The sequence below is a fragment of the Microbacterium sp. genome (assembly GCF_035554235.1).
Taxonomy (GTDB): Bacteria; Actinomycetota; Actinomycetes; order Actinomycetales; family Microbacteriaceae; genus Microbacterium.
The window spans coordinates 1-11796 of the sequence record NZ_DATMIO010000065.1 but is presented as its reverse complement, the minus strand read 5'-3'; the positions used below and the strand labels follow the sequence as shown (position 1 = coordinate 11796).

At 69.1% G+C, this 11796-nt stretch carries 8 protein-coding genes; 1 reads left to right on the top strand and 7 read right to left on the bottom strand.

The window, feature by feature from the left end; all coding sequences use genetic code 11:
* The 4 genes from VNT50_RS03225 to VNT50_RS03210 all read right to left on the bottom strand — a co-directional run.
* The coding region (locus VNT50_RS03225; protein ID WP_414683933.1) for a hypothetical protein at positions 1-686 on the bottom strand (686 nt) is incomplete at its 3' end.
* 131 nt (positions 687-817) lie between these two features.
* Positions 818-2167, bottom strand: a complete 1350-nt coding sequence (locus tag VNT50_RS03220) for a class II 3-deoxy-7-phosphoheptulonate synthase (RefSeq protein ID WP_325483658.1) — start codon at positions 2165-2167, stop codon at positions 818-820.
* Positions 2168-2221: 54 nt separating this feature from the next.
* A complete protein-coding gene (locus VNT50_RS03215; protein WP_325483657.1) occupies positions 2222-2911 on the bottom strand; it encodes a lysophospholipid acyltransferase family protein in 690 nt (229 codons plus the stop codon).
* 2 nt (positions 2912-2913) lie between these two features.
* Positions 2914-3849, bottom strand: coding sequence for an ROK family glucokinase (locus tag VNT50_RS03210; RefSeq protein WP_325483659.1), 936 nt, complete (start codon positions 3847-3849; stop codon positions 2914-2916).
* A 150-nt stretch (positions 3850-3999) separates the two neighbouring features.
* On the opposite strand from VNT50_RS03210, the gene VNT50_RS03205 reads away from it, so the two are divergent.
* Positions 4000-5829 (top strand): AMP-dependent synthetase/ligase, encoded by a 1830-nt coding sequence (locus tag VNT50_RS03205; protein WP_325483656.1) that lies wholly within the window; start codon positions 4000-4002, stop codon positions 5827-5829.
* 274 nt (positions 5830-6103) lie between these two features.
* On the opposite strand, the gene VNT50_RS03200 is transcribed toward VNT50_RS03205, so the two are convergent.
* The 3 genes from VNT50_RS03200 to VNT50_RS03190 are packed head-to-tail and all read right to left on the bottom strand — an operon-like array spanning position 6104 to position 11696.
* Entirely contained in the window at positions 6104-6595 is a 492-nt protein-coding gene (locus tag VNT50_RS03200; RefSeq protein WP_325483655.1) for a peptide deformylase, read from the bottom strand.
* A gap of 2 nt (positions 6596-6597) precedes the next feature.
* Complete coding sequence (locus VNT50_RS03195; protein WP_325483654.1) at positions 6598-8241, bottom strand: MinD/ParA family ATP-binding protein; 1644 nt, start codon at positions 8239-8241, stop codon at positions 6598-6600.
* Positions 8242-8288: 47 nt separating this feature from the next.
* Complete coding sequence (locus VNT50_RS03190) at positions 8289-11696, bottom strand: pyruvate carboxylase (protein WP_325483653.1); 3408 nt, start codon at positions 11694-11696, stop codon at positions 8289-8291.
* Positions 11697-11796: the final 100 nt, after the last annotated feature.

Below are 11796 nucleotides of genomic sequence, written 5' to 3'. Positions count from 1 at the left end.
TTCGGGCATATTACGCACGTCGATGCTGACCGCCGCCGAAATATTGACTCCTTGGGCGAGTCCACGCCCGTCCGGAGCCGCTCCAGCGCCCACGACAGTGCCTTGTTGCCGCGCTTGTTCCGATGCCGGACGGCCGCCTCGACCAGGGAGCCGCGTGTGCATAACGGCCGCCGAACCCGCGCCCGCGCACCGCTGAGCAGGAAGTCGCCGACGGCCACCAGCCACTCCTGGGTCATTGCGCGGCGTGGGCCGAGGGCTCCCGGCACCGAGAGCTCGCACCAGACGGCTGCCGGATCGATGACAGGCAGCGGCCCGAGGAAGCGACCGGGGATGTCGGCGGACTCCGTCTCCCAGCCGACGACTCCCCTGCGCCGCATCGGCGGGGTGTCCCCGAGCGCCAGCACGTGTAGCGGCTCGTCCACCGACCAGCGGAACGGCGTGGGCATGCCCCAAAGTCGCGCGGCGGTGAGGTGGCTGAACCACTGAGAGGGTCCAAGCGCCGGGAGCAGAGCCTCGCAGAGCGCCGTGAGCTCCCCGGGTACAGCCCCTTCCCGATGGATGCCGCGAAACGGATGCGCCAGGTCGCCGCCGCGCAGGCGCCCCCTGCCGATCCCGGCGGCTCGCGCCTCGCCCGTGGTGAAGACCGCGTCACGCAGGTGTTCGGGCAACTCGATCCGCGACGGCATCCGCTCATACTGGCCCTGCCGCCGAAAACCGCGCCTCGTCTCTCCACAGACCTGCGCGAAACTTCAGTTGCGCACCCTCAGAGGCCGTGCGAAGGTGCGGAACTGAAGTTTCGCGCAGACAGACAGAGAGGTTAGAGCTTTTCGAGCTCCTCGGCCACCAGGAACGCGAGCTCGAGGCTCTGCATGTGGTTCAGGCGCGGGTCGCACAGCGACTCGTACCGCGTCGCGAGCGTCTCTTCGTCGATCATCTCCGAGCCGCCGAGGCACTCCGTGACGTCGTCACCGGTGAGCTCGACGTGGATGCCGCCGGGGAACGTGCCGACCGCGCGGTGCGCCTCGAAGAAGCCGCGCACCTCGTCGACGACGTCATCGAAGCGACGCGTCTTGTATCCGGTCGGGGTCGTGATGCCGTTGCCGTGCATCGGGTCGGTGACCCATAGGGGCGTCGCGCCCGAGTCGCGGACGGCCTCCAGCAGCGGGGGCAGCGCGTCGCGGATCTTGCCGGCGCCCATGCGCGTGATGAACGTCAGGCGCCCGGGCTCGCGGTGCGGATCGAGCTTGTCGATCAGCTCGAGGGCGGTCGACGGCGAGGTCGAGGGTCCGAGCTTCACCCCGATCGGGTTGCGGATGCGCGAGAAGTAGTCGACGTGGGCCCCGTCGAGGTCGCGCGTGCGCTCGCCGATCCACAGGAAGTGCGCCGACGTGTTGTACGGCGTTCCCGTGCGCGAGTCGATGCGGGTCATCGGGCGCTCGTAGTCCATCAGCAGGCCTTCGTGGCCGGTGTAGAACTCGACGCCGCGCAGCTCGTCGAAGTTGGCTCCCGCCGCCTCCATGAACTTGATCGCGCGGTCGATCTCGCCGGCGAGTCGCTCGTAGCGCTGGTTGGCCGGGTTCTCGGCGAAGCCCTTGTTCCAGCTGTGCACCTCGCGCAGATCGGCAAACCCACCCTGCGTGAACGCGCGGATGAGATTCAGCGTCGACACGGCCGTGTGGTAGCCCTTGAGCAGGCGCTGCGCGTCCGGTCGGCGCGAGGCCTCGGTGAAATCGAAGCCGTTGACGATGTCGCCGCGGTAGGCCGGCAGGGTCACCTCGCCCCGCGTCTCGGTGTCGGACGAACGCGGCTTGGCGAACTGGCCCGCCATGCGTCCCATCTTGACGATCGGCATCGAGGCGCCGTACGTCAGCACGACGGCCATCTGCAGCACCGTCTTGATGCGGTTGCGGATCTGCTCGGCGGTCGCGCCGGCGAACGTCTCGGCGCAGTCCCCGCCCTGCAGGAGGAAGGCCCGGCCGGATGCCGCGCGAGCGAGCCGGTCGCGCAGGATGTCGACCTCGCCCGCGAAGACGAGAGGCGGCAAGGTCGCGATCTCCGCGGAGACCGCGGCGACGGCGGCGGGGTCCGACCACTCGGGCTGCTGTTTGATGGGCAGCGCACGCCAGGCGTCTAGTCCGAGGGGGCCCGCATCGATCTGCTGAAGCATCCGTTCAGCCTATCGCGGCAGCGGAGGCGGCCCGGTCGTATGACCGCGCCGTGCTCAGGGCCGTTGCGCGGCGATCCGGTCCTTCACGGCCGAGGCGTAGACATCCTCGTACCGCTGCTCGCCCAGCTGCTGGAGCGCGACCATGATCTCGTCGGTGACCGACCGGAGGATGTACCGATCGCCCTCCATGCCCTCGAAGCGCGAGAAGTCCAAGGGCTCTCCGATGACGATCCCGACGCGCCCGACGCGCGGCAGGCGACGCCCGATCGGCATCACGGCGTCGGTGTCGACCATGACCACGGGCACGACCGGCACGCGGGCCTCGAGCGCCATTCGGGCGATGCCGGTCCGACCGCGATAAAGCGTGCCGTCGGGGCTGCGGGTGCCCTCGGGGTAGATGCCGAGCAGGTCGCCTCGCCCCAGCACCCGAAGGCCCGTATTCAGGGATGCCTCGGAGGCCTTGCCGCCGGAGCGGTCGATCGCGATCTGGCCCGACGCCTTCATGAACATCCGGGTGGCCCAGCCCTTGAGGCCCTTGCCGGTGAAGTAGTCGCTCTTCGCGAGGAACGACATCGGCCGGTCGATCATGAGCGGAAGGAAGATCGAGTCGATGAAGGAGAGGTGATTGCTGGCGAGGATGGCGGCGCCTTCGGCGGGGATGTTGCGCGGTCCCACCATCCACGGCCGGAAGACCGCCTTCACGATCGGCCCGATCACGATGTACTTCATGATCCAGTAGAACACCGCTACGCCGCCGTCCTGGCGAGGTCCGCGACCCCGATGACACCGGCGTCGTTCACCAGCTGGGCGATCGCGAAGCGCGCGTGCGGACGCTGGTCATAGGCGGGCACGGCCGAGCGGTACGCCGCCTCTACCGGGGCGAGGACGGCATCGCCCAGTTGGGCTACTCCCCCGCCGATGACGAAGAGCTCGGGGTCGACGCTCGCCTGGAACCCTCCGCACGCCTCACCGAGCGCCGTCGCGACTGTGCCGAGCGCCTCGAGCGCCCCGGGGTCGCCGGCCATCACGAGCCGGGAGATCGTCGATCCCGAGATCGAGCCGTGTTCGGCGCGGGCCGCGGCAAGCGCCGCGCCGGTGCTGCCGGCATCCGCCACCGCATTTGCCGCGCGCTGCAGCGCGCGGCCCGACGCATACATCTCGAGGCATCCGCTCTGTCCGCAGCCGCACGCGAGGCCGCCGCGCTCGAAGCGCGTGTGGCCGAGCTCGGCCGCCGCACCATGGCCGCCCCGGTAGAGCGCGCCGTCCGCGATGATCGCGCCGCCGACGCCGGTTCCCATGGTGAGCATGATCATGTCGTTCACGCCGCGACCGGCTCCGAAGCGGTACTCGGCCCAGCCGGCGGCGTTGGCGTCGTTCTCGATCGTGACGTCTACGCCGACCCGCGCCGCGAGGCGCTCGCGAAGCGGCTCGTTGCGCCAGTCGATGTTGGGCGCGTGGTAGACCAGCGAACGGTCGCGGTCGATGAAGCCCGCGGCGGCGACGCCGACGTGCGGGGTGTCGTGCGCGGAGCGGAGCCGCTCGATCATGCCGACGACGGCATCCTCGAGCTCGGTGGTGTCGACCGGCGTGTCCACGCGCTCCATAGTGACGACCGTTCCTTCGTCGTCCACCAAGCCCCCGGCGATCTTCGTCCCGCCGATGTCGATTCCGACCGTGAGCACCGATACCCCTTCCGCGCCGTGCGCACGCATGCGCGGCGCCTTGAAGTCTAGCGGCGCACGCGCATCCGCAACCTCGGCGTCGAAGCGGCCGGTGACATAGACTCCAAGGGGAGTTTTCACTCGTTCACTTCCGGTACCGAAGGAGCTGCCGTGGTTCAATTCGAAGTCCCCGCCGTCGTCCCCGCCGACCCCCAGGCGAACGTCACCGACCTCCTCGTCGAGCGGGTGAAGAAGACGCCCGAAATGCCTCTCTTCGCCGTCCCGGAGGGAGCCGGCTGGCGCGATATCACCGCGAAGGAATTCCATCGCCAGGTCATCGCCCTCGCCAAGGGGTTTATCGCCGCCGGAATCCAGCCGGGCGACAAGGTCGGGTTCGTGGCACGCACCACCTACGACTGGACGCTCGTCGATTTCGGCCTGTTCTTCGCGGGCGCGGTCATGGTCCCGATCTACGAGACCAGCTCACCGGCGCAGATCCAGTGGAACATGTCCGACTCGGGGGCGATCGCGATCATCCTCGAATCGCCCGAGCATTTCACGCGCTTCGATGAAGTGCAGGGAGACCTGCCCCTCGTGCGCGACGTGTGGCAGCTGCACCTCGGCGCGATCGCATCGCTGACAGAGCAGGGCAAGGATGTCGCCGACGACGAGGTCGAGCGACGCCGCAACCTCGCGAGCGGCGCCGATATCGCGACCCTCATCTACACCTCGGGTTCGACGGGCCGGCCCAAGGGCTGCGTGCTGACGCACAGCAACTTCGTGGAGGTGTGCCGCAACTCGGCCGTCGCCCTCAACGAAGTGCTGACGGTGCCGAATTCATCCACGCTGCTCTTCATCACGACCGCGCACATCTTCGCCCGCTTCATCTCGATCCTCGACATCCACGCCGGTGTGAAGACCGGGCACCAGCCCGACACGAAGCAGCTCCTGGCCGCGCTGGGCTCGTTCAAGCCCACGTTCCTCCTGGCCGTGCCGCGCGTGTTCGAGAAGGTGTACAACTCCGCCGAGCAGAAGGCCGAGGCCGGTGGCAAGGGCAAGATCTTCCGCTCCGCCGCGCACGTCGCCGTCGAGCACTCGCGCCTGCTGCAGGAGGGCAAGAAGATCCCGCTGCTGATGAAGCTGAAGTTCACGCTCTTCGACCGGCTCGTGTACAGCAAGCTGCGCACCGCCATGGGTGGGCGCGTGAAGTACGCGGTGTCGGGATCGGCGCCGCTGGGACCGCGTCTGGGACACTTCTTCCACAGCCTGGGCATCACGATCCTCGAGGGCTACGGCCTCACCGAGACCACGGCGCCCGCGACCGTCAACCTCGCGACGAAATCCAAGATCGGCACGGTCGGTCCGGCGCTCCCGGGCGTCGGCGTGCGGCTCGCGGATGACGGCGAGATCGAGGTTCGCGGTGTGAACGTGTTCAAGGAGTACTGGCGCAACCCCGAGGCCACCGCGGCCACGTTCGACGGCGACTGGTTCAAGACCGGCGACATCGGCTCGTTCGATGACGAGGGCTTTCTGACCGTCACGGGCCGGAAGAAGGAGATCATCGTTACGGCGGGCGGCAAGAACGTCGCCCCGGCGGCCCTCGAGGACCCGGTCCGGGCGAACCCGATCGTGGGTCAGGTCGTCGTCGTCGGCGATCAGAAGCCGTTCATCTCCGCACTCGTGACCCTCGACTCCGAGATGCTGCCGACGTGGCTGTCGAACAACGGCCTGCCGGCCGACATGTCGCTCGAGGACGCCGCGAAGAGCCCGGAGGTGCGCGCCGAGGTGCAGCGCGCCATCGACATCGCGAACAAGCACGTCTCGCGCGCCGAGTCGATCCGCAAGTTCACCATCCTCTCCGCGGAGTGGACCGAGGCGAGCGGTCACCTCACCCCGAAGATGTCGATCAAGCGCAACGTCATCATGAGCGATTTCGCGTCCGACGTCGAAGCGCTCTACAGCGAGCCCGTCACAACCACGAACGTGCCGCTCGGCGGCTGAACACGCTCCTGAGGAAGGCCCCGAGTCGCTGGGTTGCGGCTCGGGGCCTTTCCCGACTCGGGGCGTTTCGCGGCTCAGGCGTCCCCGCCCCGCTCGTCGATATCCGACGCCTGCGGCCGAACGCACAAGCCAACGCGGATCGGCTCGTCACCCAACCTGGGAGCTTGGCCGCAAGTGTTCTCTGATCGCTTACTCAAGTCTGCGTGTGGGCAAACGCAGACTTGAGTATGTGAATCGCCGACATCGAAGGCCCAGCGACACGCCGGCGAGCGGCTCAGAACCAGGCGCTCTCGCGGACTTCGCGCATCGCCACGCGCCGGGTCTCGGGCGCGAGGCGGTCGAGGTACAGCTTTCCGTCGAGGTGATCGGTCTCGTGCTGCAGCGCCTGGGCCATGAGCCCTTCGCCTTCGAGCACGACGGGATCGCCGTCGAGGTCGATGCCCTCGACGCGTGCGTAGGGGTAGCGGATCGCATCGTGCCACAGCCCCGGCACCGACAGGCATCCCTCTCCGACCGGCTCCGGCTCGCCGCGCAGCTCGACGATACGAGGATTCAGCACGTAGCCGATGTCGCCGTCGATGTTGTAGCTGAAGGCTCGGAGGCCCACGCCGATCTGGGGTGCCGCGACACCCGCGCGCCCCGGTGGCTCCACGGTGTCGACGAGGTCGCGCACGAGCGCGCGCACGCCCTCGTCGATCTCGTCGATCGGTGCGGTGGGCGCGCGCAGAATGGGGTCGCCGAAGAGGCGGATCGGTCGAACGGCCACGGTTATGCCGCTGCGGGGACGGCGCGCAGTCCTTCGACGACCTTTGCGGCGAGCTCGCGGGCGGCGAGCCGCGTCGCGGGCTGGAGATCGCGGAAGGTGATGGCGCTGCCTGTGGCGATCAGCGGGTCGTACGGCATCCGCACCACGTCCCGCACGCGGCTCCGGAAGTGCGTCTCGACCTCGTCGAGGCGCACCACGGGCGCTCCGGGCGATGCCTGGTTCAGCACGACGACGGCGTTGCGGACCTGCTCGCTGTAGCCGTTGGCTTCGAGCCACGTCAGGGTCTCCGACGCGAGGCGGGCCTCATCGATGCTCAGGCCCGCGACGACGACGAGCTGGTCGGCGAGGTCGAGCGTGGCCCCCATCACCGAGTGCACGATGCCGGTGCCCGTGTCCGTCAGGACGATCGAGTAATAGTGCGCCGCGACGTGCGCCACCTCGCGGTAGTCCACATCGCTGAACGCCTCGGATACGTGCGGATCGGTGTCGGATGCCAGCACGTCCAGGCGCGTCTCGTCGCGAGCCACGATGTTGGAGATGTCGTTGTACCCGGCGATCTGCGAACTGGCACGAACGAGGTCGCGCACCGTCTTGCCGCTCGGGCGGGCGATGCGGTCGGCGAGGGTTCCGCGGTCGGGATTGGCGTCGACGGCGATGATGCGGTCATCGCGCGCGTCGGCGAGCGCCATGCCGAGCAGGGCGGTGATCGTCGTCTTGCCCACTCCGCCCTTGCGGGAGAGCACGGGCACGAACCGCGCGCCGCCCTGGATCTGGCCGGCGATGCGCCTGCTCAGCTCCTTGCGGTCGCGGGCATGCTTGTTGTCGCCGAGGTTGATGCGCCGGCCCGACAGCGAGTACACGAGGTGCCGCCACAGGCCCTCGGGCTCGGACTGCACGACCTGCTGGTGCTCGAGGAGCCGGTCGGCGGTGAGCAGGTCGGCCGTCTCGCGGCTCGCGGCGCTGAGGTCGTCGAGCCGCTTCGAGGCGAGCGTCATCTCGGGGCGCGCGGCGGCCCGTTTCAGCTCCTGCCGGGGGTGCTCGACAAGCGCCGCGCGGGCCGGCGCGTCGTCGACGTCCGGTCGCTCGCGGTCATCCTCCATCGCAGCCTCCTCGGGTACGACAGAGTCTCGCCCACCGGGGACTTCCGGCGCAACGGCTTCGATGTCGACGTCTGCCGCCGCGGCGTCCGCGTTCTCGGTCTCGGTCTCGGTCTCGGCGGTCTCAGCAGCCGCGGTCTCCGGTGCGTCGGTCTCGGCATCCTCGGTCCTGGCAGCCTCGGTCTCGGCAGCCGCCTCACCCGGCCAAGGTGCATCGACGGGTATCTCGATCACGATGTCGGCCGTGTGGATGTCTTCGTCGCGCTCGGGAGCGTGCTGCTGGGCGGGCTCGGCGTCGAACTCCGCCTCAGCTTCGAGGGCCTCAGCCTCCGCCTCGTCTTCGGACGCGTCCTCTTCGGGCACATAGGCGTCGTCGACCACTTCGTCGTCGACGTCGTCCTCGTCATCGTTCTGCGGAAGCGACACGTCCACGTGGGAAGTGGCACCGCCGAGGATGCCGATTCCGGTCGTTTCGATTCCGCCGGTCTCGGCGAGGACACCGTTTTCCTCGTCATCGATCGGGTTCGGGTTGTTGCGTTCGGGCGTCAAGGATCCACTCCCCAGAGCTGCGGCGAGCGTGTCTCGCCCGCATAAGGCTAGTGCGCGGGACGGATGACGACCAAAAGGTCGCCCGCATCCACCTGCTGCGTCGCCCCGATCGCGAGCCTTTCGACGGTTCCGGCGACTGAGGCGGTGATCGCGGCCTCCATCTTCATCGCCTCGATCGACGCGACCGGCTGACCCGCGGCGACGGTGTCTCCGACGTCTGCCTTCAGCGTCACGACACCCGAGAAGGGCGCGGCCACCTGACCGGGCTTGGAGGTGTCGGCCTTCTCCGCTTCGCGGACATCCACCTCGATGCCCCGGTCGCGCACGAAGACCGGTCGGAGCTGACCGTTGAGGGTGGTCATGACGGTGCGCATGCCCTTGTCGTCGGCCTCGCCGATCGCCTCGAGCCCCACGAAGAGCCTCACGCCGCGCTCGATCTCCACGACGTGCTCGGTGCCCTGTGCGAGGCCGTACAGGTAGTCGACGGTGTCGAGAACCGAGAGGTCGCCGTAGGCGTCGCGCAGCTGCTGATAGGCGCGCGTCGGCGCCGGGAAGAGCAGCTTGTTGAGCGCTCCGCGGCGGGACGCCGCATCGCCGTCGAGCGCTTCGGTCTCGGCATCCGTCAGCGGCGTGACGCCGATCTTGATGTCGCGCCCCGCGAGCACCTTGGTGCGGAAGGGCTCGGGCCACCCGCCGGGCAGGTCACCGAGCTCCCCGGCCATGAAGCCGACGACCGAATCGGGCACGTCGTACTTCTCGGGGTTCGCCTCGAAATCGGCCGGGTCGGCCCGGACCGCGGCGAGGTGCAGGGCGAGGTCGCCCACGACCTTCGACGACGGCGTCACTTTGGGCACGCGCCCGAGGATGCCGTCGGCCGCGGCGTACATGTCCTCGATGAGCTCGAAGTCCTCCGAGAGGCCGAGGGCGATGGCCTGCTGGCGCAGGTTCGAGAGCTGACCGCCCGGGATCTCGTGGTGGTACACGCGGCCGGTCGGGCCGGGCAGGCCCGATTCGAACGGACGGTAGAGGTGGCGCACGGCCTCCCAGTACGGCTCGAGATCCGACACGGCGTCGAGGTCGAGCCCCGTGTCGCGCTCCGTGTGCGAGAGCGCGGCGACGAGCGACGACAGCGAGGGCTGGCTCGTGGTGCCCGACATCGGCGCGGCGGCCGCGTCCACGGCATCCGCCCCCGCCGCGCTCGCGGCGAGGAGGGTCGCCAGCTGGCCCCCCGGCGTGTCGTGCGTGTGCACGTGCACGGGCAGGTCGAACCGCTCGCGGAACGCCGCGACGAGCTTCGACGCCGCGGATGGGCGCAGCAGGCCCGCCATGTCCTTGATCGCGAGCACGTGGGCGCCGGCATCGACGATCTGCTCGGCGAGGCGCAGGTAGTAATCGAGCGTGTAGAGGTCCTCGGCCGGATTGAGCAGATCGCCGGTGTAGCAGACCGCAACCTCCGCGACGGCGGAGCCGGTGCCGAGCACCGCGTCGATCGCCGGGCGCATCTGCGACACGTCGTTCAGTGCATCGAAGATGCGGAATATGTCGACACCGGTCGATGCCGCCTCCCGCACGAAGGCGTCGGTCACCTCGGTCGGGTACGGCGTGTAGCCGACGGTGTTGCGGCCGCGCAGCAGCATCTGGATCGCGATGTTCGGCAGCGCACCGCGCAGCTTCTCCAGGCGCTCCCAGGGGTCCTCGCCGAGAAAGCGCAGCGCGACGTCGTACGTCGCCCCGCCCCATGCCTCGACCGACAGCAACTGCGGCGTCATCCGCGCGACGTGGGGCGCGACGGCCAGCAGGTCTTTCGTGCGCACGCGTGTCGCGAGCAGCGACTGGTGCGCATCGCGGAACGTCGTGTCGGTGACGGCCAGCGCCTTCTGGGCCCGCAGCTGTGCGGCGAAGCCGACCGGGCCTAGCTCGAGAAGCCGCTGCCGCGATCCGGCCGGGGCCGGCGCCAGCAGATCGATCCTGGGGAGCTTGAGACTCGGGTCGCTCGTGAGCGGGTTCTCGCCGTGGGGCTTGTTGACGGTGACGTCGACGAGCCAGTTCAGCATCTTCGTACCGCGGTCCTTCGACTCGCGACCCTTGAGGAGCGCGGGGCGCTCGTCGATGAACGACGTGCTGACATCTCCGGCGATGAACGACGGGTCATCGAGCACGGCCTGAAGGAACGGGATGTTCGTCGACACGCCGCGGATGCGGAACTCGGCCAGCGCGCGACGGGCCCGGGCGACGGCGGACGGGAAGTCGCGTGCACGGCACGTGAGCTTCGCGAGCATGGAGTCGAAATGCGGGCTCACTTGCGAACCGGCGGCGGTCGTGCCGCCGTCGAGCCGGATGCCGGCACCGCCCGGCGAGCGGTACGTCGTGATCTTGCCGGTGTCGGGACGGAAGCCCTGGGTGGGATCCTCGGTCGTGATGCGGCACTGCAGGGCGGCTCCGCGCAGGTGGATCTGCTCCTGCACGAGCCCGAGCTCCGCGAGGCTCTGCCCCGCGGCGATGCGCATCTGGGACTGCACGAGATCGACATCCGTCACCTCTTCGGTGACCGTGTGCTCGACCTGGATGCGCGGGTTCATCTCGATGAAGACGACCTCGCCCTTCCGCTCCCCCGCGGTTTCGAGCAGGAATTCGACGGTGCCGGCGTTCTGGTAGCCGATCGACTCCGCGAAGGCCACGGCGTATCGGTGGAGGTCCTGGCGAACGGACTCGTCGAGGTTCGGGGCGGGGGCGATCTCGATGACCTTCTGGTGGCGGCGCTGCACGGAGCAGTCCCGCTCGTAGAGGTGCACCGTGTTGCCCGTCGTGTCGGCGAGGATCTGCACCTCGACATGCCGGGGACGCACCACCGCCTGCTCGAGGAACATGCGGGCGTCGCCGAACGCGCTCGCGGCCTCGCGCATCGCCTCGGCGAGCGAGGGTGCGAGCTCGCCCGCGGACTCCACGCGCCGCATGCCGCGGCCTCCGCCGCCGGCGACCGCCTTGGCGAAGAGCGGGAAGCCGATGTCGGCCGCCTGCGCGACAAGGGCGCCGATGTCATCCGATGCCTCGGTCGAGCGCAGAACGGGCACGCCGGCCGAGACGGCGTGGTGCTTGGCCGTGACCTTGTTGCCCGCCATTTCGAGAACGGATGCCGGGGGCCCGATGAACGCGATGCCGTTTGCGGCCGCCTTCTCGGCGAGATCCGGGTTCTCCGAGAGAAATCCGTAGCCCGGGTAGATCGCGTCGGCACCGGATTCGAGCGCCACGCGCACGATCTCGTCGACATCGAGGTAGGCCCGCACCGGATGCCCCTTCTCGCCGATCTGGTACGCCTCATCGGCCTTCAGCCGGTGGAGGGAATTGCGGTCCTCCCAGGGGAATACCGCGACGGTGCGGGCCCCCAGCTCGAAGGCGGCGCGAAACGCCCGGATCGCGATCTCTCCACGATTGGCGACAAGGATCTTGCGGAACATGCACACCTCTTGAGGCTCGGCGCGAGGCGTATTCGTGCTCGGCGCGGGGCGGGGCTGAGTGTCCCTTCAGCCTAGGGGACGGTAACGTGTTCTCTTGTGC